The sequence below is a fragment of the Shimia sp. genome (genome assembly GCF_039969785.1).
Lineage (GTDB): Bacteria > Pseudomonadota > Alphaproteobacteria > Rhodobacterales > Rhodobacteraceae > Shimia.
Genome location: NZ_JBDVNC010000022.1, coordinates 13,706 through 36,742 on the forward strand (window position 1 = coordinate 13,706; position 23,037 = coordinate 36,742).

Sequence of the window (23,037 nt, forward strand, 5' to 3'; positions counted from 1 at the left end):
GTCACGCGTGTCTTTCCTGACGCAGAATCTGCATTAAAGCTGCTGCGAAATGTGGGGCCTCGACCTTGCAAAGCAAGGGGACGGATTGCCCCAGCATGACAATCTCATCCGGGTGAGGCAACCGGTTGGTTTCGACCCGATCCAGATCCACCGCCAGCACAACCTGCGCAACCTCGACGCTGGCGGCTTTCAGAATACCGACACCGCGTGCTTCGATCTTGCCCCGGATTGTATCGGGTGCGCGTGCCAGCAACCTTTCGCCATGCGCGCGCACAATGGTGCGGTCATCCGACACCAGAGCAGCGCCAAACGCCATCAGTTGCAATGCTAGTGCGGATTTACCCGATCCCGACGCGCCAGAGATCAACACAGCGCGCTCTGCATAGGCGACACAGCTTGCATGCAGGATCGTTTCGACCGGGGTTAACCCGTTTGAAGACGCATCCGTGCGGGGCGGTGCCATTTAAGCCTCACAATCAGACGGGCAAACCCACGACAAAACGCGCGCCCAGCGGATCAGATGTGACATCTGCCTCGGTTGGGCGGATGTTTTCGGCCCAGATCACGCCACCATGTGCCTCGACGATCTGCTTTGAGATCGCCAGTCCAAGACCCGAGTTGTTGCCAAACTGGTTTTCAGGCCGGTGCGAATAGAACCGGTTGAAAATCTTGTTCAACGCCTGTTCAGGAATGCCCGGCCCAGTGTCTTCCACCACAACCAAAACGCGGTTTTCGCGCTTTCTGGCCCAGATGCGGATCGCGTCGCCGTCTTCACAGAAACTGATGGCGTTTGTGATCAGGTTGACAAACACCTGCGCAAGACGCGCCTCCAGCCCGTTGATTTCAATTGGCGTTTCCGGCAGGTCGGTGATGAATTCGATGCCCTTGCCCTTGGCATCCTCGCCCAGATACTGCGCAAGATTTCCAATCATTTCAAGCAGGTTGAACTGTTCTTCTTCTTCTTTGACCAGTTCGCTGTCCAGCCGCGAGGCATTGGAGATATCGCTGACCAACCGGTCCAGCCGGCGCACGTCGTGATCGATCACATCCAACAGCTTTTCGCGATGCTCTTCCTTTTTAACGATGCGCAACGATCCAACGGCCGAACGCAACGAAGCCAGCGGGTTTTTAATCTCATGCGCGACATCGGCGGCGAATTGTTCATTGCTGTCAATCCGCTCATAAAGCGCGGACACCATGCCGCGTAACGCGCCTGACAGGCGGCCAATTTCATCCGGGCGCGCTGTCAGATCAGGAATGCGCACACGCCCCGGGTTCACCTTGCGGCTGTCATTGTCACGCCCGATCTCGGCAGCTGCCGCAAGATCAGACAGAGGGTTCGAAATTGTCGAGGCCAGAACCATCGACAGCCCAATCGACACCACAGTGGCAATAAGGAACATCTGCAGGACACGTTCGCGTTCAGACCGAACCATTTGGTCCAGTTCACCCGCCGCGCTGGTCAAAACCACGGCCCCAACTGCGGCCCCGTTCTGGGCCACCGGCACAGCCACGGCAAAAACCGTCGCGCCGGACTGATCCTTCAGCGTCGCCAGAATCTCTTGCCCGCCCAACGCTTCCTTGGACAAATCCAAAGCCTGATTTTCGATCAGCAGGCTGGCATCTCCGACACCTTCGCCGCTGACGTGAAACACGTCCCAAATCCAGTTCAGCGCCGAAGTCAGCGGTGTGCCACTTGGCCGTTCAGCCAGCACATCTGCGGCCTCGGCCGAAGCTTCGCCCGCCTTGGCACCGACCTCTGTCTGGGCCAGATCATAGACAAACACATGCGTTCCGACCCGCAATGGCAGCTTGTCCAGCGTGCCTTCGACATTCACGCCGTCGCCGGTCGCCATATTGACCGGCGCTCCCGAGGGCATTTGCGCTTCGAACGCGCCTGAAATCAGCCGCGCTTCGGTCATCAGACCCGCCGCACGCTGCACAGCAAAGCTGTCGCGCGCGGAATTCAGATACAGAATTCCAGCCACCAGAACGCACAAAGCAATCAGGTTGAACGTGATAATTTTTCGGGTCAACGGGGATTTGCTGAGCGGCAGCAGGCGGCGGCGTTCGCGCCGTCCCTGCATTTCCCGCTCGACATTGGCTTCTGGGGCGACCCAGTCATCGCCCAATACAACGTCTCCGTCCCGCCCTTGGGCCATGTCGCGCACTTCAGTCCTTCCGGCTGCCGCTCTTACTCTTCGTTGTACCTATAGCCGATGCCATAAAGGGTCTCAATCGCAGAGAATTCATTGTCCACAGTACGCATCTTTTTGCGCAAACGTTTGATATGGCTGTCGATGGTCCGGTCGTCCACATAGACCTGATCGTCATAGGCGACATCCATCAGCTGATCGCGGCTTTTGACAAAGCCGGGACGTTGCGCCAACGCCTGCAACAACAGGAATTCGGTGACTGTCAGGGTCACATCACGGCCCCGCCAGCTGACCGAATGGCGCAGCGGGTCCATGACCAAATCACCACGGCTCATCACCTTGGTTTCCTCTGTGTCTCCGACGATATCCCCATCAACCGCTTCCTGACGGCGCAGCAAAGCGCGAATGCGCTCGACCAGCAGCCGCTGGGAAAATGGTTTTTTGACGTAATCATCCGCGCCCATTCTCAAGCCCAGAACTTCGTCAATCTCGTCATCCTTGGATGTCAGAAAAATCACTGGCATCGACGATTTCTGCCGCAATCTCTGCAACAGATCCATTCCGTCCATGCGGGGCATCTTGATGTCCAACACCGCCATATCCGGAAGTTTTTTGTTAAATGCGTCCAGCGCCTGCTGACCGTCATGATATGTTTCGACTTCGAAACCCTCTGCCTCAAGGGTCATGGATACCGACGTCAGGATATTCCTGTCGTCATCCACCAGGGCAATTTTCGACATTGGTCGGGTCCTTATGCTGCTCGTTTTTTTGCCTATTTTTTCGCACATTATGCGCAAAACGGGCATTGGCAATCAATCCTAAAGTGCGATTCGGGTCGCAAACCGGACTTATTTGACACCGATTTTGCTAAGCAATGGCTAATATGCCTCACTTACTGCCTGCCCTGTAAGCGGAATGTTTCCGACTTCGGGGGTTGGTTGCGCTAACCTGTAAGTGGTTGCGCTAACTACTCTATTGCACGCTGTTCAACTGTGGAAACCTCATGCTAAGAGCCACGCACCGACCCAATAACAGGGCTGGTCAGAAGGATGGAATTTCTTCTGAAATTAAGGACCGCCGCCTCTGACAGAGCCGGCTACAGGAGTTTGAAAATGACATTTGGACGGGTAAACCCGCAATTCCGCCTCGAAGATCAAGGGATCAATGGGCTGGGTAATGTCTATTACAATCTTATGGAGCCCGCACTGGTAGAAGCTGCGCTCAAGAACAACGAAGGCACTTTGGGACAAGGCGGCGCCTTTCTGGTCAGCACCGGAGAATTCACCGGACGCTCCCCCAAAGACAAGTTCACGGTCCGCACACCGTCGACCGAGCACAACATCTGGTGGGAAAACAATCCTCCGATGGAATCGGACGCGTTTGACCGTCTGCACGCGGATATGCTCGCCCATATGAAGGGCCGGGACTACTTTGTTCAGGACCTGACCGCCGGTGCCGATCCGACCCACAGCCTGAATGTGCGCGTCATCAACGAACTGGCGTGGCACAACCTGTTTATCCGCCACCTGCTGCGTCGCCCCGACCGCGCCGCGCTTGACGGGTTCACATCTGATTTCACAATCATCAATTGCCCCAGCTTCAAGGCTGACCCGGCCAAACATGGCTGCCGCACGGAAACTGTGATTGCGATCAACTACGACAAAAAGCTGATCCTGATCGGAAACACCGAATATGCCGGTGAAAACAAAAAATCCGTGTTTGGTGTGCTGAACTACCTGCTGCCGGAAAAAGGCATCATGCCGATGCACTGTTCGGCCAACCACGCCAATGGCAACCCGGTCGACAGCGCCGTGTTCTTTGGCCTGTCCGGTACTGGCAAAACCACCCTGTCCGCTGACCCGAACCGCACTCTGATCGGGGATGACGAACATGGCTGGTCAGATCGCGGCACTTTCAACTTTGAAGGTGGCTGTTACGCCAAGACCATTGGTCTTAACCCAGAAGCTGAGCCCGAAATTTTCGCCACCACTGGCATGTTCGGCACCGTGATCGAAAACATGATCTTTGACGAAGAAACCAAAGAGCTTGATTTCGAAGACAGCAGCCTGACCGAAAACATGCGCTGTGCATACCCGCTGGATTACATCCCGAACGCGTCCGACAACGGTCTGGGCGGTCACCCCAAGAATGTCATCATGCTGACCTGTGATGCCTTTGGTGTACTGCCTCCGATTGCGCGTCTGACCCCGGCACAGGCTGAATACCACTTCCTGTCTGGCTTCACCGCCAAGATGGCAGGTACCGAACGCGGTGTGACTGAACCCAAGCCAGCGTTCTCGACCTGCTTTGGTGCACCGTTCATGCCGCGCCGCCCCGAAGCCTATGGCGCATTGCTGCGCAACAAGATCGCGGATCACGGCACCACATGCTGGCTGGTCAACACCGGCTGGACCGGTGGCGCTTATGGCACCGGCTCGCGGATGCCGATCAAGGCCACGCGTGCGCTGCTGACTGCGGCACTTGACGGGTCGCTCAATTCGTCCACCTTCCGCAAGGACCCAAATTTCGGGTTCCAGGTGCCGGTTACGGTTCCCGGTGTGGATGCAGGTCTTCTGGATCCGCGCTCAACATGGGATGACAAAGACGCCTATGACGCGCAGGCTGAAAAGCTGGTCAAAATGTTCGCTGAGAACTTTGAACAGTACCTGCCCTTCATCGACGCTGACGTAAAAGCCGCTGCCATCGGCTAACGGTCAGCTCAGTACAATATGAAAAACCCGGCCTGATGGCCGGGTTTTTTTGTGCCTGTAAACGGCATTCCGGCAGATGTCCGCGTTTCAAAACACGCGCACCCGCCGGATCATTTTCAACGCTCAGCCTTCTGGCGTGTACCAGATCGGCGAGGAATAAGCGCGTTCCTGATGGATCAACTGCGCTTCCTCAGGAAGCTCAATCCCAAATCTGATCTTGTCATAAACAACCCAGCGCGGTGTCGGAATTTCAAGGACACGAACATAGTAAAAGGCGCGCTCATTCGGATCAAAGTCCGGGTCCGTCCACACCGTCAGCAATTCTGAACTGCCAATCGAATTCTGCCAGCTGGCGGTCTCCAGATTGACCGTGTTGCCCACTTCGGGAAGCTTGCCGTTTGCATCAATCTCGCGGTCGCCTGACCACGCAACATCGAACACCTTTTCGTGCAGCTCGCCCTCAGCATCCAGCCAGCCTTTGACGACCTGAGCCCGATCAAGATTTGCCCCAATCGGATCACGCAGCGCTGCAATCAGAAAGCTTGGCACCGCATCACCCGCGCGTGGCCGCATATCGCCACCCATCGGAACGCCTTTGGTGTAGCCGGCGATTGCTGGCGACCGGGTATATGTATCTTCTTCGGTAAACTCCCATCCGCCAAAGAACCGCAACCCAATGCGAGGACCGGTTGTGGCATATGTCTCGCGGCGCTTAAACGCATCGAAAATCGAGGCCCGTGTGTTTTCTTCGGCCCAAACAGCCGTGTAACCGGACGCGACCATCTGATGCCCGTCGATCTGACCCAGTTCGCTTTTGATAAAAGGATGCTCAATGCGCGTGGGAGACGGTTCCACACTGACCGACTTGCTAAAGAAGTTTTCTTCCTCGGCGGTTGTCAGCCCTGTGTGGCTGTCGGTTGCGCCGCCCAAACCGAATTTGTAGGGGTTGATCCCAAATTTGGCTTCTAACGCAAGACCCTGCTTAAGCGCTTCCCGGGCGTATTCCCCGCGCAACATGTCCTCTGTTTTCAACTCTGTCAGGTCAAGGTTGCCCACATCCCATGTTTCGTAATCTGCGAATTCATCTTCCGGGCTCAGAACCGGGTGTGCCTCCCCGTCACCTTTGATCTGTGTGATCTCGTAATGGGGTTCCCACTTGGCACGCCGCTCTACATAGGTCTGGTCAACCGTGCCTTTGTGATACGTGCCTTCGGTCGGGAACATCCAGCCATTGGACAGGTTGCCATTGTGCGAAAACGCCACCGCCCGACCGCCGGTTTTTTCCTGATACGCTTCCAGCCAGTCATACAAATCCAGCGGGTTGGTGGATCCCATTGGGGGCTGCGTGACCGGTGGGACCACCTGCAACGCCCGCGCCGCGCCATCGCGGAACATCACGTTACGGTGCAGGTTGAAACCCTTGGGAACAGACGTCCATTCAAATCCGATAAACGCAGTAAATCGCCCCGGATCATTATGCGTTTCCGCCGAATTCACGATCTTCTCCCAGGTAAATGCAAAAGCATCAGCACCGGGGCTATAAGCCGTGACAATCGCCTCTGGCAGGGTCATTTGGGAAAAGTTCGTGATCAGATCAAAGGCGGATTTACCGGCTTCTTCACCGCCTTTTGTATACCCTTCGTACCACTCCAGACCTTTGGGATCCGAAAGGATTTCGGGCTTTCCAGCCTGAAGGTCAGGGGCGAATCCCATCAGGTCAGTATGGTCGGTCAACACCATCCAGTCCAACGGGCGGCTCAACCGCACTGGCTGACCCGATGATGAGGTTATTTGTTCACCCTTGGCAAAGCGCCACGCATCATCCGGGCCCAGAATATTGCCAAATGCGCCTGCATCCAGCGACAGACCCGTATGCAAATGCGTCTCCCCCCACAAAGGCATTTCGGGAAACTTGCGATTGGCATATGGCGAGAACGGTTTAGCTGCGAATGTCCCTTCCGAGGCTTCTTTACTTGGAACGCCGTCTGACATCGCAGCGGATGACATGGCGACAATAATAGCGGTAGCAGTCACGAGTCTTTGCATCGAGCTTCTCCTAATCGGGGACATACAAAATTTTGCTAACTAATTAACTACACTATGAGCGGACTTCTCCCATTTGGTCAACTTTTTGTTACCTCAATACCTTTGTTGAAGTCTCATGGGGTTCGCCGTCGTCCCTTTGTTCGGGACTTGTTTTGTGGTTCGCATGGCGCTGTCTGGCCAAACGCCAGCGGAATGATCGCCAAGAAAGCGAAACTCAAATTGGCCGCATTCCAACGATTTTCGCGCCGACTGATTTCTCACGTTGATCCACGTAAAATGTGCCTCACTCGAATCGCTAACCCGTCCCGGATTTCGCGATTTGGTTCGATAGGCAATGTTTCTGCTAAAAAATGAAAAACTTCTTGGAAGAATCAACCACCGCCCCTAAACGGCGCTATCCTTGCAACAGACAGCCCGCATTCGGGCCACAAAAGGAAATGATGGATTGAACCAAACGGCTGACGCGGCGCGCGATATCTATGGCATCGAAAAATGGGGCAAAGACCTGATTGTGCCTTTGGTCAACGGTGAAATTGGTCTGCGCAACCCGCTCGCCCCGGACGCGCCCGCTATCAGCCTGCCTTCGATCCTTGCCGATCTGGATGAACGCGGCATTCAGGTGCCAATGCTGGTGCGCATTTCCAGCTATCTGGAAAACGAAATCCGCACCATCAACGAGAGCTTTCGCTCGGCCATCGCCCGCACCGGCTACAAAGGCAGCTATCGCGGCGTTTTCCCGATCAAGGTCAACCAGCAGGCACAGGTGATCGACCGCATCGTGGAATTCGGCCAACCCTATAATTACGGGCTGGAAGCCGGGTCCAAACCGGAACTGGTCATCGCGCTGGCGCACAAGCTCGCAAAAGAGGCGCTGATCGTCTGCAACGGCGTCAAAGATGCCGAGTTCATCACGCTGGCCACCCTGTCGCGCAAGCTGGGTTTTAACACCGTCATCGTGCTCGAAAGCCCGAAAGAGGCCGACACCGTCATTCAGGTTTACAAAGAACTTGGCGTCGAACCGCTGCTGGGTGTGCGGGTCAAGCTGACCAACCAGATTAGCGGCAAATGGCAGGAAAGCTCGGGCGACCGGTCGACCTTTGGCATGAACACCGATCAGCTGGTCGCCGTGCTGGACAAACTGCGCGACGCAGGCCTGCTGCATTGCCTGAAACTCCAGCACTCTCATCTCGGCTCTCAGGTGCCTGACGTCAACGACGTGCGCCGTTCCGTGGGCGAGGCGTGTCGCTACTTTACCGAACTCACAAACGAAGGCGTGCCGCTGACCCATCTTGATCTGGGCGGCGGTCTGGGCATTGACTATACTGGCGAAAAACGTGCCAGCGAAAACTCGATCAACTACACGGTCGAAGAATACACCGCCAACGTGGTCGAAACCGTCGCCTATGCAATGGACGAAGCCGACATCGCCCATCCTACGCTGGTCACAGAAAGCGGGCGTGCGGTGGTCGCCACCTCGTCCATGCTGGTGTTCAACGTACTGGAATCCACCCTCTATGACGCGCCCGCCTCACCTGACATAACACCCGATGATCACCACCTGCTCTCCGATCTGGCTGCCGTCAAAGATTACCTCAGCGCCGATCGGGTACAGGAATGCTGGAACGACGCCAGCTTCTACCGCAACGAATTGCGCGCCCTGTTCCGGCGCGGCTATATCGACCTGCGCCAGATGGCCCGCGCCGAACGCACCTATCTGCACCTGATGGCCCTGATCAAGGCGCTGGTGGCCTCGATGGACGACCTGACAGATGTCGACACCCAGCTGGAAAAAGCCGCCGATATCTATCACTGCAACTTTTCCCTGTTCCAATCGCTGCCCGATGTCTGGGCGATTGATCAATTGCATCCGATTGTACCCCTGCAAATGCTGGACCAGACCCCGGACCGACGCGCGGTACTATCCGACATCACCTGCGACAGCGACGGCAAGGTTGACCGCTTTATTCTCGCGGATGGTGTGTCGCCTTCACTGCCGGTGCATTCGCTGCCCGAAGATCAGCCCTATTACCTGGGCGTGTTCTTTGTCGGCGCATATCAGGAAACGCTGGGCGATCTGCACAACCTGTTTGGCGACACCAACGTTGTCACGCTGGACCTGCGCGCCGATGGCGGCTTTGATCTCTTGCACGAGCAAGAGGGCGACACCATTTCTCAGGTGCTGTCTTACGTAGAATATGATCCAAACGACTGTGTCGCCGCCTTCCGCAAGCTGGTGGACGGCGCAATTTCCAAAGGCACGCTTAAGGCATCCGACCGAAAACTGATCATGGGCGCCTATCGCGACTCGATCAACGGCTATACCTATTACGAATAACCACTCCAAAGGAGACCAGATCATGGGCAAAACACTCGTCGTCGGCGCAGGTGGCGTCAGCCACGCCGCCGTGCATAAAATGGCCATGAACAGCGATATCTTTACCGAGATCACGCTGGCCAGCCGGACCAAATCCAAATGCGACACAATCGCCGCTGCCGTCAAATCCCGCACCGGGGTGACAGTTAAAACGGCTGCGCTAGACGCCTACAAAGTGGCCGATACTGTGGCGCTGATCCGCGAAACCGGTGCTGAGTTGCTGGTCAACCTCGCGCTGCCCTATCAGGATCTGGTGCTGATGGATGCCTGCCTCGAAGCGGGCTGTCACTATCTGGACACTGCCAATTACGAACCCGAAGACGTGGCCAAATTCGAATACCACTGGCAATGGGCCTATCAGGACCGCTTCAAAGCGGCCGGTCTGACCGCAATCCTTGGCTCGGGCTTTGATCCGGGCGTGACTTCGGTTTTTGCCACATGGCTCAGAAAACACAAGCTGGACAGCATCCGCCAGATCGACATTCTGGACGCCAATGGCGGTTCCAACGATCAGGAATTCGCAACCAACTTCAACCCCGAGATCAACCTGCGTGAAGTGCTGGCCGAAGTGCGCCACTGGGAACATGGCGCGTGGCAAACCAGCCCCGCCATGACCACCAAAGTCGAATATGACTTTCCCGCTATCGGCCCCAAAAACATGTACCAGATGTATCACGAGGAACTGGAATCGCTGACCACCCACTTCCCCGAAATCGCACGCGCGCGCTTCTGGATGACCTTTGGCGACGCCTATATCATGCACGCCAAAGTGCTGGAAAACGTCGGCATGACCCGCATCGACCCGGTGATGCATAACGGTCAGGAGATCATTCCGATCCAGTTCCTGAAAACCCTGCTGCCCGATCCCGGCGATCTGGGTGCCGAAACCAAAGGCAAAGCCTGCATTGGCGACATCGCCACCGGTCAGGCCAAGGACGGCTCGGGCGAAAAAACCTACTACATCTACAACATCTGCGATCATCAGGAATGTTACGCCGAGGTCGGCTCACAAGCGGTGTCCTACACCACGGGCGTGCCCGCCATGATCGGCGCCGCGCAGGTTCTGAAAGGCAACTGGGTGCAACCCGGCGTGTGGAACATGGAACAGCTCGACCCGGATGATTTCATGGACATGCTCAACACCCACGGCCTGCCATGGCAGGTGCATGAACTCGACGGGCCGGTCACTTTCTGATCGCCCCTTCATTTTGCCAAAAATACTCCGGGGGTCCGGGGGCTGGCCCCCGGCCTCACCTCAATGTGGTACCTGTAAGATGTCCGACATGATGCAAACCCAGGCCGGAGACGCGGGCGCGTTCCGCGATTTCGACCTCTCCCGCGTGCCGTCCCCGTGTTTCGTGGTCGATGAGAAAGCCGTGGAGCGCAATCTCGCGATCCTCAAAGATATCTCCGACCGCTCCGGCGCCCATGTGCTGTCCGCGCTCAAGGCCTTCTCCATGTTCGCCCTCGCCCCGCTCGTGCGCCAATATCTCGACGGCACCTGCGCTTCCGGCATCTTCGAGGCGCGTTTGGCACACGATGAATACGGTGGCGAAGTCGCGACCTTCTGCGCAGGCTACAAAGACAGCGACATAGACGAGATCATCGCGCTCTCGGACCACATCATCTTCAACAGCCCTGCCCAGCTTGCCCGCTTTGCCCCCAAATGCCGCGCCGCTGGCAAACAGGTTGGCCTGCGCATCAATCCCGAACATTCCGAAGGCGATATTCCCAAATACGACCCCTGCGCCCCCTGCTCGCGCCTTGGCACCCCGATCCGCCAATTGACGCCCGAGATTATCGCGCAGGTCGACGGGCTGCACATGCACACGCTGTGCGAACAGGGCTTTGATCCATTGCAGCGCACATGGGACGCCGTCGCCCCCAAACTTGCGCCCTATCTGGCGGGCCTTAAATGGCTCAATTTCGGCGGTGGGCACCACATCACCCGCGCCGATTATGACCGCGACGCGCTGGTAAGATTCATCAAAGACATCCGCGCACAGCACAAGCTCGACATCTACCTGGAACCCGGCGAAGCGGTCGCGCTGGATGCGGGCATACTGGTGGGCGAAATCCTTGACCTGCCCAGCAATGGCATGCCCCTCGCCATCACCGATATCTCGGCCACCTGCCACATGCCCGACGTGATCGAAGCCCCCTATCGCCCCGCCCTGCTGGACGAGGCGGACAAGGGCCACAGCTACCGGCTGGGCGGTCCGTCCTGCCTCGCCGGGGACGTGATCGGCGACTACACATGGCCCCAACCGCTTGAGATCGGTCAGCGCTTTGCCTTTCTCGATCAGGCGCATTACTCGATGGTCAAAACCAACACGTTCAACGGGGTGCCCCTGCCCGCCATCGCCCTGTGGAACAGCGAAACCGACACGCTGCAGATGGTCAGGCAGTTCACCTATGACGACTTCCGCAACCGGCTATCATAAGGACCCCGGTATGAGCATATTTCTGGACAGCGAACTCACCGCTTCTGAACGCAGCGACGATGCCCTGTTCCGCGTGATCCCCGTGCCACTGGAACGCACCGTGTCTTATGGCGCAGGCACCGCCGCTGGTCCGGCAGCCCTTATCGAGGCCTCCAACGAACTCGAACGCCTCACCAAAGGCGGCGAACCCTGCGCACACGGCATCCTCACCGAAGCGCCGCTCGACTGCACCGGTCCCCTGCCCGACATCATGGAACGTCTCGCGCACCGTACACAATCCGCCGTACAGGCTGGCAAAATCCCCGTCACTCTGGGCGGCGAACACTCGCTGTCTTACGGAGCCGTCACCGGCGTGGCCCGCGCGCTTGGCAAACCCATCGGGCTTGTCCAGATCGATGCCCACGCCGACCTGCGCATCGCCTATCAGGGCGAGAAACACTCCCACGCGTCGGTCATGCATCTTCTGGCCAGTGATGGCATCCGGCTGGCCCAGTTCGGCGTGCGCGCCCTGTGTCAGCAAGAGGTCGACGAACGCGTCAAACACAACGTGTTCTTCAAAGACGCCGAAGAGCTGGTCACCAAGGCCATTCACGCCGTTGATCTGCCCGCCGATTTCCCTGATCTGGTCTATGTCAGCTTTGACGTGGACGGGCTTGATCCCAGCCAGATGCCCGCCACCGGCACGCCAGTGCCCGGCGGATTGGGGTATTATCAGGCCCTTCACCTTGTCGAGCACGCCCTGAAAGGGCGCAAATGCGTCGGGCTGGACGTGGTGGAACTGGCCCCGGATGGCAACGCCGCATGGGATTTCACCGCCGCCCAGATCACCTATCGCCTGATGGCCGCCTGTCTCTAAACGACGGCTTTCCACCGATAAGTTTCCGGAATCAAGGCGTGCTCTGCACGCCGCCGGACAGCGCCCGGCAAATTCAGGCCGCGCGCACGCCCTTACTCCACACCGCGCGCAACGCTGGCACACCCTCGGTCAGCCGGAACCGGATCAGATCAGCCTGCAAACCAACTTCAAGCCGCCCCCGGTCGTCCAGCCTCGCGTGTCTGGCCGGTGCCGCTGTGACGGTGTGCAACCCTTTGGCCATGTTCCCCCAGTGCGCACCCAACTGCACCGCGCTCAGCAACAGGGACGCGGGCACATAGTCCGACGAAATAATGTCCAGCAGCCCCTGATCGGCCAGATCAATCGCCGCCACATTGCCTGAATGCGATCCGCCCCGCACAAGGTTCGGCCCGCCCATAATGTTGGCAATCCGGTGCGTGTGATTGGCCGTGGCCGCCTCAACCGTGGTGGGAAATTCGCCCAGCTGAACGCCATTGCCCGCCGAACTGGCCACTTGCGCCGCCGTGGTGTCATCATGGCTCGCCAACACTGCGCCATAGCGATTTGCCGCCGCCACCGCCGCTTTTTCATGGCGATCACCCAATTGCGCCCGCAGCGCATAGAGATGCGCGACATGCGCCTCAAATGACGCCTGATCCAACCCGTATTTGCCGCGTATGAACGATTGGTATTTGTCCATATTGACAAACTGACGTTGCCCCGGCGTGTGATCCATCAGGCTGACAATCCCGATCCGGTCTTTGGGGCCAAACTCGTCCAGTTCTTCGATCAGGGTCTCGGAACAGGTCTCGGCCCGCAGGTGCAGATGATGGCTGATCCGCAACCCGCCGCTGTCCCGCATCGTCAGAATTTCGCTGGCAATGGCACGTGCATATTTGCCGTATTTCTTGTTGGGGCCATTTACGATTGACCCCACCCGGATCGCGTCAAACACCGTTGTGATGCCAACACTGGCCAGTTCCGCGTCATGCGCGATAATCGCCGCCTGATGGGGCCAGTCAACCTTGGGGCGCGGGCGGATATGGCGTTCCAGATTGTCCGTGTGCAGCTCGATCAGCCCCGGCGCCACAAAATCACCGCCGCAATCCTCGGCCTCCGCAGGAACTGCCGTACCGGTGCCCATATCCACAATCCGGCCGCCACGCACCACAATGCTGCCGCGCACGGTTTCGTCCGGCAAAACCAGAGCGGCATTGGCGAGGATCATCTCTTGTGGCATCTCAGTGTCACAGGTTTTAGTCATCAACATTCACGACCCCTTTTCGGAGGCCCAATGACCTACCGCAGATATGGAATTTACGACACCCCGCCCGCAGGGGCGTTGGCTGATTTCGGCGCAAACTGGCTGGGCTGGGAACTGACAAACGGAAAACCCCGGTCGCATCCGTTGATCGCTGACCTGCCCGCCCCGATTGCCGACATCACCGCCAGACCGCGCAAATACGGTTTGCATGGCACCATCAAACCGCCGTTTTTCCTCGCCCCGGATACTGATGAGCAGGGGTTGCGCGCCGCGCTGGCAGAGCTTTGCGAAACGCTCACGCCCGTGCGCCTTGACGGGCTGGTGCTGTCGCAGATCGGGCGCTTTCTCGCACTCAAGGTCGAAGGCGATCAAACCCCGCTGGCTGACCTTGCCAGCACGGTTGTGCAAAGCCTCGACCATTTTCGTGCCCCACCCTCGGAGGCAGAACTGGCGCGTCGCCGCAAATCCAGCCTGTCGCCGCGTCAGGACGCGTTGCTGACGCAATGGGGCTATCCCTATGTCATGGACGAATTTCGCTTTCACATCACCCTGACCGGGCCGATGTCCCAGGATCACTGTGCACAAACCAGGGCCGCGCTGACACCGCATATCGCGCCGCTCTTGCCGGCACCGTTTGACGTGGACAGCCTCACACTTGTGGGCGAAGACGCGTCCGGTATGTTTCATGAAATCCATCGCTACGCCCTCTCCGGGTAAAGCGCGCGCAAAATTGCCATCACAGTATCCTGCAGTGCGCCATCATTAGAAATCTCGATCACGTCCTGCCCAGCGGGCCGCAGATGATCTGCCCGCGCCAACCGCGCCGCAATCCCGGCCTTGGTCTCGCGCCCCCGATCCGCCAACCGTGCCGCCAAAACCTCGGGCTTTGCGCGCAATGACAGAATGCGAAACCCGTCAAACTGCACCCGTGCCTGATCCAGCACACCGCGCGACAGGTTGACCAACACTGCGTCGCGCTCCGGCTTCTCAGCAATCTCGGCAACGCGAACGCCATAGCGCAATCCATGAGCCTTCCACCACAACGCGAAATCACCCGCCGCCACCATCCGATCAAACCCGGCCTCATCGACCGGGCAAAAGGCTTCGCCCCCTGCCAACGCCGGTCGGGTGATCACCCGGCGGGCGCGGTACAGGCCTGGGCGCGCTTGCATCAACGCCGCCATGACCGTGTCCTTGCCCACCCCGGACGGACCAACCACCCCGATCACACGCATCATGCCGCCCTCACAGCAAAGGACGCGACATCCACCAACCGGTCACAGACGCGGGTGCGGGCGTCTTCGTCGTGAAAAATCCCGATAATCGCCGCCCCGCGCGCTCTGGCTTCCTCAATCAGCGTTAGAACCGTCTCGCGGTTGGCGGCGTCCAGACTGGCGGTCGGTTCGTCTAGCAACAACACCGGATAGGCATGCGCAAACCCGCGTGCGATATTCACCCGCTGCAGCTCTCCGCCTGAAAACGAGGTTGGGCTCAGACCCCACAACCGCTCAGGAATGCGCAAGCGCGTCAATAAACGGCGCGCCCGATCGCACGCGTCGTCTGCCTCCACGCCCAGCGCCAGCAATGGCTCGGCCACCACATCCAGCGTCGAGACCCGCGGCACCACCCGCAGAAACTGGCTCACATAGCCCAGCGTTTCACGGCGCAGCGTCAGTATCTCGCGCGGCGCGGCCTGCACCACGTCCAACCCATCCACCACCACCCGGCCCGCCGACGCCAGATAATTGCCATAGACCATCCGCATCAACGTCGATTTCCCAGACCCGGACGCTCCGGCCAGCCCGACGCATTCACCACGCGACACACGCAACGCGGCGTCAGGCATCACCGGAATGACCACACCCCCCTGATTATGCAGGGTGAAAATCTTGGCCAGCCCGTCTATTTCAATCATCGCCATCTTCGTTTGACCTTAAATATCTTCGGGGCCACATCGCCAGCGACAGCCCCTTTTCCGGTTTCAAACCTGCAACACACTGGACACCAAAAGTTGCGAATAGGCATGCTGAGGATCGTCCAGCACCTGATCGGTCAACCCGGTCTCAACCACATGCCCATCCTTCATCACCATCAGCCGATCCGCCAGCAACCGCACCACCGCCAGATCATGGGTCACGATAATTGCACTCAACCCCATCCGGCGCACCAACCCGCGCAGCAAATCCAAAAGCCGCGCCTGTACAGAGACATCCAGCCCGCCTGTCGGTTCATCCATGAATACCAGCCGTGGCCCTGTCACCAGATTGCGCGCGATCTGAAGCCGCTGCTGCATGCCCCCGGAAAACTGCGACGGGCGGTCATCCACCCGGGTCTCGTCAATCTCAACCCGTCCCAGCCAATCCACCGCCGCCGCGCGAATGTCGCCGTAGTGGCGCGCGCCCACCGCCATCAGCCGCTCCCCCACATTGCCTCCGGCGCTGACATTCATCCGCAATCCGTCGCGCGCATGCTGATGCACAAACGCCCAATCGGTGCGCCCCAGGATGCGCCTCTCAGGTTCCGACATGCACACCGTATCTTTCAAGGACCCATCCCGCATCTGAAAGAACACTTCGCCGCGATCCGGCGTCAGCTGCCCGGCCAGACAGTTCAGCAACGTTGTCTTGCCCGACCCGCTTTCCCCCACAACGCCCATGACCTCGCCGGGATAAAGATCAAAGCTGACTGCGTTACACCCGATCCGCGCGCCGTACCATTTGCCGACCCCGCGCACCGACAGTAACGTATCGGCGCTATCTCGGGTCATAAGACAGCTCTAACCGGGTGCCGCCCGGTTCGCGGATCATGAAATGCACCTTGGGGCCATTCCCCGAAAACTCGGGGCCAAATTCCACCGCGACACCGGGCCAGTCCCGCACCGTTTCAAAAACCGCATTCAAGGTCGCTTCATCGGCCACCTTCAACGCGGTGTGGTGCAACCCGACATTCGCATGCCGATCAAAACCGCTGCCCGCCTCTTTCTGCTGCCACAGCGTGAGTTTGGAGTGCCCATCCGTGACATAGGCCGACGGATACGCCGCATTGCCTCCAAATTTCGTCCAGCCCAGCGCGCCCGTGAAAAACCCAAGACTGGCCTCCAAATCGCTGACCGTCAAACCCAGATGGTCTATTCCCAACGTCTTTGCGCTCATACCGCGCCCTCCTTATTACTCTTGCTATTGGGTCCGGACTGCCCTGCCTCGCGGCGTGCCTCGCAATAATTCGTGTCCGAACAGACAAACATTCGCGTGCCCGCGTCATCCATAATCACCTCGTCGAGATAGCTTTCATTCGCACCACACACCTCACAGACATGCTCTGCCCTAGTCGCCTCAAACGGGTGGTCGTCAAAATCCAGACTGACAACATCGGTAAAAGGCGGCAGCGCATAAATCCGCTGTTCACGCCCGGCGCCAAACAACTGGATCGCCGCCATACCCAGCTTGGGGTTGTCGAATTTCGGGATAGGGCTGGGATCCATCACATACCGTCCCTCCACCCGCACCGGATAGGCATAGGCGGTGGAAATTGCGCCATGACGGCTGATGTCTTCGTATAGCTTCACATGCATCAGCCCATATTCTTCAAGGCTGTGCATCTTACGGGTCTCAACCTCGCTGGGTTCCAGAAACCTGAGCGGTTCGGGGATTGGCACCTGATAGACCAATATCTGATCGGCGCGCAGCGGCGCTTCGGGAATGCGATGCCGGGTCTGAATCACACTGGCTTCCTGCGTCTTTTCAGTGGTGGCCACCCCGGCAGTTTTCTCGAAAAACTTGCGGATCGACACCGCATTGGTCGTGTCATCCGCACCCTGATCGATCACCTTTAACGTGTCATCAGGCGTTAACACGGCCGCCGTCACCTGCACCCCGCCGGTCCCCCATCCATACGGCATCGGCATCTCGCGGCTGGCAAAGGGCACCTGATATCCGGGGATCGCCAGCCCTTTCAAAATCGCCCGCCGGATCATGCGTTTGGTCTGCTCATCCAAATAGGCGAAGTTGTATTCCGGCAATTTCTGGGCGTTTTCTGGGTCAACTCTGCTTAAATCCATCATCATATCGCCCCTATTTCCCGATATGCGGAAACCTCAACGCTAAAAACCAAGAGGAATAAACTATGTTCAGCATCGTAAATGCACTGCTTGTGATCTTCAGCCTGGCGGTTATCGCCAAGGTGATGCACGCCCGTAAATCGTCCGGCGACGACGCTTGATGAAGTCTCCTGTACGGGTGTCATTCCGCGACCTCCTGTGTCGCCGTGACACCCGAACAGGCCGACGCGGCCTTGTGTGCTTCGCGTCGCAATTTCCGGATCAATTCCAGCTCTGATTGAAAATCCACGTAATGGGGCAGCTTGATATGCTCCAGAAATCCCGTCGCCTGAATATTATCACAATGATACAGGACAAACTCTTCGTCCTGCGCCGGCGCGCCCGTATCATCTTCGCCCAACTCCTTCCATCGCAACGCCCGGTCCACCAGCGCCATGGAAATGGCCTTGCGCTCTGACTGACCAAACACCAGCCCATAACCAAGCGTGAATTGCGGCGGCTCTGTCTTGCTGCCGTGAAACTGGTTGACCGTTTCGCATTCAGTCACCTCAATTTCACCGACCTCGATGGCGAACCCCAGCTCGGGGATGTCCATTTCAACCGCCACCGTACCAATCCGCAGCTCAGCCACAAACGCATGCGTGCGCGCATATCCGCGCTGGGTGGAATAGGCCATGCCCAGCACAAACCCCTCGTCCCCGCGCGTCAACGCCTGCAACCGCAAGGCTCGCGTGGCAGGCAGCTCAAGCGGCGCCCGGGTCAGATCACCTGGCACCTCGTCCGTGGCCTCTTTGACCTCGATCAGGCCCTCTTTATTCAAAAACTCCGTGATATGCGGCGTCGGTTCCGTACGCGGCGCGGCGGTGGGCGCTTCTGGCACCTCGCCATCTGCCGCCAGTTTGAAATCCAGCAACCGGTGGGTGTAATCAAACGTCGGCCCCAACACCTGCCCGCCCGGTGCATCCTTAAAAGTCGCGGACACCCGCCGGTCACACGCCATTTCTCCAGTATCAATCGGCTCGGTCGCGCCAAACCGGGGCAACGTTGTGCGATAGGCCCGGATCAGAAAGATCGCCTCGATCAGATCGCCGCGCGCCTGTTTGATCGCCAACGCCGCCAGATCAGGATCGTACAAGGACCCTTCGGCCATCACCCGGGTGACGGCCAAACTCAGCTGCGCGCGAATTTGCGCCACGCTCAGCTCAGCCACACCCGGATCGCCCCGGCGTTCCTCGGCCAGCCACGCATGCGCATTGTCAATCGCGCGCTCGCCGCCTTTGACCGCCACATACATCAGGCCGCCTCCACTTTGGTCGTGCGCGGCAATGCAGCGACCTGATCAGCTGCCGTGAAAAAGAAATCCAGCCCCAGCGGAAACAACGCCGCGTTCTGCCGAAACACGTCCAGCGCGGGCAAATCCAACGTTGCCGTGTCGCGAATGCCCGGCCCGCGCAACACCGCTCCACCGGGCTCAAACGCATCCCGCTCGACAATCAACGTGGCGGAGCGGTCGGGGTATTCGGGCGTGCCAATGGCAAAATCATGCACCGGCATCAGATCATCCCAACGCCCCACCACAAACATCGCGTCGCCGCGCGCCACAACCGGCGCCCCAACGTGAAACCCGATCCAATCCCGCACAGCCGCGCAATCAACCGTCCCCGCCAGATGCACCGGCGTCTCAGGATCACACAACGTCAACACCACCACCCCTGCCGCCACCGACAATGGCGCAGGTGGCAACGCGCCCGCCAGAGTTTCAACCGTTCCGGGCCGCGCCATGGCGTTCATCATCGCGCGAAACGCATAGGCCGCATCAACCGGCGCATTGACAAAACCCCCCTTCAGGGGCCCGGCGTTCATCGGTCTTCCCCCCTCACCATCGTAAAGAAGTCGACTTTGGTCGCGGCCGCCTTGGCCGCACGGGCCGCTTTGGCCGCCTGCATCTCTCTGGCCAGCGGCTCTAACACCACGTCGCGCACCTGCCCCGCCATATCGCCTTGCATGAGCGCGTCCACCAGCGCCGCAATCCGCGCCTTATCCTTGTCGCGCCCCTGAACATAGCCATGCCCCACCGCGCCACCGGCAAGCTGTAGCGCACAGCGCGTGACTGTCATCTCACCCAGATTGAACGGCGCACCGTTGCCGCCCTGCCGCCCCCGCACCATCGCCGCGCCAATCTCGGGCGGGCGCAGCCACTGAAACTCGGGCGCAACATCCAACGTCGCCCACAATCGCGCCACCGCCTCGGCGGGCGCCTTGGCCAATAGGGACATCCATGCCCGGCGGGAAAACTCTGTGCTCATCTAGACACCTTGTGGATTTGTCTAATTTACTATACAACTAGACAAATCATTACCCATTTGTCTGAGTCTGGCAAGACCCCTTTGCGAAAGCTTCACGCCATGCCCCCCAAATCCGCGCGCACCCCGGTCTGGAAATCCATTGCCACCGCCCTGACACGCGACATCACCGAGGGTCGTTACGGCCCCGGCGACAAGCTCCCGACCGAGGCGGATTTGTCGGCCCGCTTTGGCGTCAACCGCCACACTGTGCGCCATGCGCTCAAGGCGATGGCCGAAGGCGGCCTGGTGCATGCCCGGCGTGGCGCTGGGGTGTTTGTCACGCTCACCCCGACCGACTATCCCATTGGCAAACGGGTCCGATTTCACCGCAACATCGAACAGGCCGGACGCCTGCCGGGCAAAGAAGTGCTCTATTTCGAAACCCGCAACCCCGACGCAGAAGAAGCCGAGGCGCTTGACCTGCCCACCGACGGGCGCGTGCATGTCTATGGCGGACGGTCTCTTGCAGATGACACCCCCATCGCCGTGTTCCGAAGCGTGTTTCCGGCCCACCGGTTTCCTGACCTGACGGACCGGCTTGACCGGTTGCGGTCGGTGACAGCCGCGCTGCGCGAATGCGGCGTGCCCGATTATACCCGCGCCTGGACACGGCTGACTGCCCAGCGCGCCACCACAACACAAGCCCTGCACCTGCGCCTGTCCGAAGGTGACCCGATCCTGCGCACCGTGGGTGTGAACATCGACCCCGATGGCGCGCCGATCGAATTTGGCACATCCTGGTTTGCCGGGGATCGCGTGACCCTGACGCTCAATGATACGCCCTAAGACGTCGCCCGGCCGTCGCGTCGTTCGAAATCCAATGTTGTATTTGCCATGACCCGCGCCTTAATCTGCGCACATGACCACGACACCGTTTCATGATCCCAACGTAAAGACTGCGTTCAACGCCTTTCCCGATGATCTGCGCCCAACGCTGCTGCGCCTGCGCGAAATGATCTTTGACACCGCCGCCCGAACGCCGGATGTCGGCGCGCTTGAAGAAACCCTGAAATGGGGCCAGCCCGCTTATCTCACACCTCAGACCAAATCCGGCTCTACCCTGCGCCTGGGTATGCCGAAAACCGGGGGCGTCGCGCTTTATGCGCATTGCCAGACAACCATTATTTCCGATTTCGCCAGCCAGTTTGCGCAGGATTTCGCCATCGAGGGCAACCGCGCCGTGCATCTGCCAGCCGATTCAGATCTGGCCGAGGCCCCGCTGCGCCAACTCATCCACAGCGCGCTGACATATCATCTGAAATAGCCCCACACCCCGGGTCAAATCACGGCCGGGGGCACGTGGTTCGCAGAATTGCGCGATGCCGCTGCAAACCTGCAATTTCTCTCTTGACCCGGCCCGCCGACTCCCCTAAATCGCGTTCCACTCAAGGCGGTATAGCTCAGTTGGTTAGAGCAGCGGAATCATAATCCGCGTGTCCGGGGTTCAAGTCCCTGTACCGCCACCATTACTTTCTAGTTAGTATTCAAATGATTAACAGCGTTTTGTGCTCGAATATCAATTGAAAAACCTACCGATTATTGGTCCAAACCGACTAGCCCAGTCTAGCGCACCCCTAAGATTTGCACTTATTTCCAACAAATTGCACTGAGTGCGCCAAACATCTAGCGCAGTTTTAGCGCAGTGCGTTAGCAACGCGGCATCGCGCACCTCTTTTGATACATTTCAGCATCACAACGCATGAACGGCGATCTCTTCTTGATACCGCTTTGATTTAAAACAGAAAATATCCGGGTTTTTGCATTCCATGCACTGGAATTAGATTTTGCTTTTCAGCTCACTCCCAGCTACTTTTGTTGCAAACGGGTATCACGGATGGTTCAAACAGCAAAATCAAGCGGTTACGAGATATTTCAACGACCAAACAGTTCCAGATGGTACATTAGGTTCTCCATCTCGGGGCGGCGAGCAAAAAATGACAGAGCCGAACAGCTCCGGAAACGTGAGAACAAAAGCTCACCTGGAATGAATGATCATCATGACCTACCGATAGCGATTTGTTCTGTCCAAGCGATTGATGTCCACGATGCATTTGAGCAAGCTGAAAATGCGATCTCCAAGGAACTTGGCCTCTTTTCACTGATCTCATCTCGAGGAAAATTCATTTTTTCTACCGAGCCAGACAAGCCAATCAATACCACCTTACTTGCTCCTCACATGACGGTTCATGATCTAGCTGGCGCGCTCAGTTTTGACATATATTGGTATAACCGATGGGCGGATCAGTCGCCAGAGAATGCACGTTCCCAATCAGAAATCACGAAAGTGCTAAAGCAGGCTGAAAGCGTACGAATTCGGCTCCGAAAACTTCCGTGGCGGCAAATTGCTGAGTTGTCGCTCGCCCGTCACTATGCAGCATTCGCGCAATGCGATTTGGAAGCATCCTTCCTGGATGGCTGGAGATTACTTGAAGCAATTGGCGGTCACTCTAGAGAAAAAGGCGAGATACTTGTGAAAAGGGCTGCTTGGTTTTTTGAGAATCGAGATGAACAATACCAGATTGGGTTACATTTGATGCATAGGCGTAACCTGATTTCACATGGCCGCCCTGTAAAAGACAATAGCAACGAAGGCCTAGCATTTCAGATGAAACAGTTCCTCACTCCGTTTTTGCATGCCTTTCTTACGAATCCGTTCAACTTCAAGAATATCGAAGAATTCTGGAGCTTCTGCGACTTACCCGTCGATAGACAGGTCCGGTTGCGTAAAGCGTATCTACTTGAATGCCGCACGAGATTCAGGCGGGAGGACTGATCCATACCGGCTATGGGGTCATTGCCTTCCTA

General features: G+C 58.1%; 23 protein-coding genes and 1 tRNA gene. 11 read left to right on the plus strand and 13 right to left on the minus strand.

Annotation, left to right across the window (positions count from 1 at the left end; genetic code table 11):
- Position 1: 1 nt before the first annotated feature.
- The 3 genes from ABJI08_RS11370 to ABJI08_RS11380 are packed head-to-tail and all read right to left on the minus strand — an operon-like array spanning position 2 to position 2,896.
- A complete protein-coding gene (locus tag ABJI08_RS11370; protein ID WP_348401959.1) occupies positions 2 to 463 on the minus strand; it encodes an HPr kinase/phosphatase C-terminal domain-containing protein in 462 nt (153 codons plus the stop codon).
- Between the two features lie 13 nt (positions 464 to 476).
- Positions 477 to 2,162, minus strand: coding sequence for a sensor histidine kinase (locus tag ABJI08_RS11375; protein ID WP_348402233.1), 1,686 nt, complete (start codon positions 2,160 to 2,162; stop codon positions 477 to 479).
- A 32-nt stretch (positions 2,163 to 2,194) separates the two neighbouring features.
- A complete protein-coding gene (locus ABJI08_RS11380) occupies positions 2,195 to 2,896 on the minus strand; it encodes a response regulator transcription factor (protein ID WP_348401960.1) in 702 nt (233 codons plus the stop codon).
- A 372-nt stretch (positions 2,897 to 3,268) separates the two neighbouring features.
- Here ABJI08_RS11380 and ABJI08_RS11385 point away from each other — a divergent pair, with 372 nt between their 5' ends.
- The gene (locus tag ABJI08_RS11385; protein ID WP_348401961.1) at positions 3,269 to 4,867 is read left to right on the plus strand and encodes a phosphoenolpyruvate carboxykinase; all 1,599 of its coding nucleotides are present in this window, start codon (positions 3,269 to 3,271) and stop codon (positions 4,865 to 4,867) included.
- Positions 4,868 to 4,990: 123 nt separating this feature from the next.
- Here the strand turns inward: ABJI08_RS11385 and ABJI08_RS11390 are convergent, their stop codons facing one another.
- Positions 4,991 to 6,913 (minus strand): DUF3604 domain-containing protein, encoded by a 1,923-nt coding sequence (locus ABJI08_RS11390; protein ID WP_348401962.1) that lies wholly within the window; start codon positions 6,911 to 6,913, stop codon positions 4,991 to 4,993.
- 54 nt (positions 6,914 to 6,967) lie between these two features.
- Here ABJI08_RS11390 and ABJI08_RS11395 point away from each other — a divergent pair, with 54 nt between their 5' ends.
- The 5 genes from ABJI08_RS11395 to speB all read left to right on the plus strand — a co-directional run bounded on the left by ABJI08_RS11395 (position 6,968) and on the right by speB (position 12,587).
- Positions 6,968 to 7,267, plus strand: coding sequence for a hypothetical protein (locus ABJI08_RS11395; RefSeq protein WP_348401963.1), 300 nt, complete (start codon positions 6,968 to 6,970; stop codon positions 7,265 to 7,267).
- 91 nt (positions 7,268 to 7,358) lie between these two features.
- The gene (speA, locus tag ABJI08_RS11400) at positions 7,359 to 9,248 is read left to right on the plus strand and encodes a biosynthetic arginine decarboxylase (protein WP_348401964.1); all 1,890 of its coding nucleotides are present in this window, start codon (positions 7,359 to 7,361) and stop codon (positions 9,246 to 9,248) included.
- 22 nt (positions 9,249 to 9,270) lie between these two features.
- Positions 9,271 to 10,482, plus strand: coding sequence for a saccharopine dehydrogenase family protein (locus ABJI08_RS11405; RefSeq protein WP_348401965.1), 1,212 nt, complete (start codon positions 9,271 to 9,273; stop codon positions 10,480 to 10,482).
- Positions 10,483 to 10,561: 79 nt separating this feature from the next.
- The gene (nspC, locus tag ABJI08_RS11410) at positions 10,562 to 11,731 is read left to right on the plus strand and encodes a carboxynorspermidine decarboxylase (protein WP_348401966.1); all 1,170 of its coding nucleotides are present in this window, start codon (positions 10,562 to 10,564) and stop codon (positions 11,729 to 11,731) included.
- 10 nt (positions 11,732 to 11,741) lie between these two features.
- The gene (speB, locus tag ABJI08_RS11415; RefSeq protein WP_348401967.1) at positions 11,742 to 12,587 is read left to right on the plus strand and encodes an agmatinase; all 846 of its coding nucleotides are present in this window, start codon (positions 11,742 to 11,744) and stop codon (positions 12,585 to 12,587) included.
- Positions 12,588 to 12,660: 73 nt separating this feature from the next.
- Here speB and ABJI08_RS11420 read toward each other — a convergent pair whose 3' ends face one another.
- Positions 12,661 to 13,806, minus strand: a complete 1,146-nt coding sequence (locus tag ABJI08_RS11420) for an alpha-D-ribose 1-methylphosphonate 5-triphosphate diphosphatase (protein ID WP_348402234.1) — start codon at positions 13,804 to 13,806, stop codon at positions 12,661 to 12,663.
- A gap of 54 nt (positions 13,807 to 13,860) precedes the next feature.
- Between ABJI08_RS11420 and ABJI08_RS11425 the strand changes: the two genes are divergently transcribed.
- Positions 13,861 to 14,547 carry a DUF1045 domain-containing protein gene (locus ABJI08_RS11425; RefSeq protein ID WP_348401968.1) on the plus strand — a complete coding sequence of 229 codons (687 nt, stop codon included), beginning with the start codon at positions 13,861 to 13,863 and terminating at the stop codon, positions 14,545 to 14,547.
- Here the strand turns inward: ABJI08_RS11425 and phnN are convergent.
- From phnN to phnG, 8 genes are all read right to left on the minus strand, one after another.
- Positions 14,529 to 15,068, minus strand: coding sequence for a phosphonate metabolism protein/1,5-bisphosphokinase (PRPP-forming) PhnN (gene phnN, locus ABJI08_RS11430; RefSeq protein WP_348401969.1), 540 nt, complete (start codon positions 15,066 to 15,068; stop codon positions 14,529 to 14,531). The genes ABJI08_RS11425 and phnN overlap by 19 nt on opposite strands.
- Complete coding sequence (gene phnL / locus ABJI08_RS11435) at positions 15,065 to 15,745, minus strand: phosphonate C-P lyase system protein PhnL (protein ID WP_348402235.1); 681 nt, start codon at positions 15,743 to 15,745, stop codon at positions 15,065 to 15,067. Before phnL ends, phnN begins: the two co-directional genes overlap by 4 nt.
- A 66-nt stretch (positions 15,746 to 15,811) precedes the next feature.
- On the minus strand, positions 15,812 to 16,597 hold the full coding sequence (gene phnK / locus ABJI08_RS11440; protein WP_348401970.1) for a phosphonate C-P lyase system protein PhnK: 786 nt from the start codon (positions 16,595 to 16,597) through the stop codon (positions 15,812 to 15,814).
- Complete coding sequence (locus ABJI08_RS11445) at positions 16,584 to 16,982, minus strand: VOC family protein (protein WP_348401971.1); 399 nt, start codon at positions 16,980 to 16,982, stop codon at positions 16,584 to 16,586. The genes phnK and ABJI08_RS11445 overlap by 14 nt, the downstream gene beginning before the upstream one ends.
- Positions 16,979 to 17,848: an alpha-D-ribose 1-methylphosphonate 5-phosphate C-P-lyase PhnJ gene (locus ABJI08_RS11450; protein WP_348402236.1), complete on the minus strand. Its 870-nt coding sequence runs from the start codon at positions 17,846 to 17,848 to the stop codon at positions 16,979 to 16,981. Before ABJI08_RS11450 ends, ABJI08_RS11445 begins: the two co-directional genes overlap by 4 nt.
- A gap of 220 nt (positions 17,849 to 18,068) precedes the next feature.
- Positions 18,069 to 19,181, minus strand: a complete 1,113-nt coding sequence (locus ABJI08_RS11455) for a carbon-phosphorus lyase complex subunit PhnI (protein WP_348401972.1) — start codon at positions 19,179 to 19,181, stop codon at positions 18,069 to 18,071.
- On the minus strand, positions 19,181 to 19,750 hold the full coding sequence (gene phnH, locus ABJI08_RS11460) for a phosphonate C-P lyase system protein PhnH (RefSeq protein WP_348401973.1): 570 nt from the start codon (positions 19,748 to 19,750) through the stop codon (positions 19,181 to 19,183). Before phnH ends, ABJI08_RS11455 begins: the two co-directional genes overlap by 1 nt.
- The gene (gene phnG / locus ABJI08_RS11465; RefSeq protein ID WP_348401974.1) at positions 19,747 to 20,193 is read right to left on the minus strand and encodes a phosphonate C-P lyase system protein PhnG; all 447 of its coding nucleotides are present in this window, start codon (positions 20,191 to 20,193) and stop codon (positions 19,747 to 19,749) included. The genes phnH and phnG overlap by 4 nt, the downstream gene beginning before the upstream one ends.
- A 99-nt stretch (positions 20,194 to 20,292) precedes the next feature.
- Here phnG and phnF point away from each other — a divergent pair, with 99 nt between their 5' ends.
- From phnF to ABJI08_RS11485, 4 genes are all read left to right on the plus strand, one after another.
- Positions 20,293 to 21,018, plus strand: a complete 726-nt coding sequence (gene phnF / locus ABJI08_RS11470) for a phosphonate metabolism transcriptional regulator PhnF (RefSeq protein WP_348401975.1) — start codon at positions 20,293 to 20,295, stop codon at positions 21,016 to 21,018.
- 73 nt (positions 21,019 to 21,091) lie between these two features.
- Positions 21,092 to 21,496, plus strand: a complete 405-nt coding sequence (locus ABJI08_RS11475) for a DUF1801 domain-containing protein (RefSeq protein WP_348401976.1) — start codon at positions 21,092 to 21,094, stop codon at positions 21,494 to 21,496.
- 125 nt (positions 21,497 to 21,621) lie between these two features.
- Positions 21,622 to 21,698: transfer RNA gene (locus ABJI08_RS11480), tRNA-Met, on the plus strand.
- Between the two features lie 518 nt (positions 21,699 to 22,216).
- On the plus strand, positions 22,217 to 23,005 hold the full coding sequence (locus ABJI08_RS11485; protein ID WP_348401977.1) for a hypothetical protein: 789 nt from the start codon (positions 22,217 to 22,219) through the stop codon (positions 23,003 to 23,005).
- The last annotated feature ends 32 nt before the right edge of the window (positions 23,006 to 23,037 follow it).

Coding starts and splice junctions, on each gene's coding strand:
- ABJI08_RS11375 (WP_348402233.1), bottom strand. CDS start 2,162: ATGGCCCAAGGGCGGGACGGAGACGTTGTATTGGGCGATGACTGGGTC.
- phnH (WP_348401973.1), bottom strand. CDS start 19,750: ATGAACGCCGGGCCCCTGAAGGGGGGTTTTGTCAATGCGCCGGTTGAT.
- phnG (WP_348401974.1), bottom strand. CDS start 20,193: ATGAGCACAGAGTTTTCCCGCCGGGCATGGATGTCCCTATTGGCCAAG.
- ABJI08_RS11395 (WP_348401963.1), top strand. CDS start 6,968: ATGAGCGGACTTCTCCCATTTGGTCAACTTTTTGTTACCTCAATACCT.
- phnN (WP_348401969.1), bottom strand. CDS start 15,068: ATGATGCGTGTGATCGGGGTGGTTGGTCCGTCCGGGGTGGGCAAGGAC.
- phnK (WP_348401970.1), bottom strand. CDS start 16,597: ATGACCCGAGATAGCGCCGATACGTTACTGTCGGTGCGCGGGGTCGGC.
- ABJI08_RS11390 (WP_348401962.1), bottom strand. CDS start 6,913: ATGCAAAGACTCGTGACTGCTACCGCTATTATTGTCGCCATGTCATCC.
- ABJI08_RS11380 (WP_348401960.1), bottom strand. CDS start 2,896: ATGTCGAAAATTGCCCTGGTGGATGACGACAGGAATATCCTGACGTCG.
- ABJI08_RS11385 (WP_348401961.1), top strand. CDS start 3,269: ATGACATTTGGACGGGTAAACCCGCAATTCCGCCTCGAAGATCAAGGG.
- ABJI08_RS11475 (WP_348401976.1), top strand. CDS start 21,092: ATGACCACGACACCGTTTCATGATCCCAACGTAAAGACTGCGTTCAAC.
- ABJI08_RS11405 (WP_348401965.1), top strand. CDS start 9,271: ATGGGCAAAACACTCGTCGTCGGCGCAGGTGGCGTCAGCCACGCCGCC.
- ABJI08_RS11370 (WP_348401959.1), bottom strand. CDS start 463: ATGGCACCGCCCCGCACGGATGCGTCTTCAAACGGGTTAACCCCGGTC.
- ABJI08_RS11455 (WP_348401972.1), bottom strand. CDS start 19,181: ATGTATGTGGCGGTCAAAGGCGGCGAGCGCGCGATTGACAATGCGCAT.
- ABJI08_RS11420 (WP_348402234.1), bottom strand. CDS start 13,806: ATGCCACAAGAGATGATCCTCGCCAATGCCGCTCTGGTTTTGCCGGAC.
- ABJI08_RS11425 (WP_348401968.1), top strand. CDS start 13,861: ATGACCTACCGCAGATATGGAATTTACGACACCCCGCCCGCAGGGGCG.
- nspC (WP_348401966.1), top strand. CDS start 10,562: ATGTCCGACATGATGCAAACCCAGGCCGGAGACGCGGGCGCGTTCCGC.
- ABJI08_RS11445 (WP_348401971.1), bottom strand. CDS start 16,982: ATGAGCGCAAAGACGTTGGGAATAGACCATCTGGGTTTGACGGTCAGC.
- speB (WP_348401967.1), top strand. CDS start 11,742: ATGAGCATATTTCTGGACAGCGAACTCACCGCTTCTGAACGCAGCGAC.
- ABJI08_RS11485 (WP_348401977.1), top strand. CDS start 22,217: ATGAATGATCATCATGACCTACCGATAGCGATTTGTTCTGTCCAAGCG.
- phnF (WP_348401975.1), top strand. CDS start 20,293: ATGCCCCCCAAATCCGCGCGCACCCCGGTCTGGAAATCCATTGCCACC.
- phnL (WP_348402235.1), bottom strand. CDS start 15,745: ATGATTGAAATAGACGGGCTGGCCAAGATTTTCACCCTGCATAATCAG.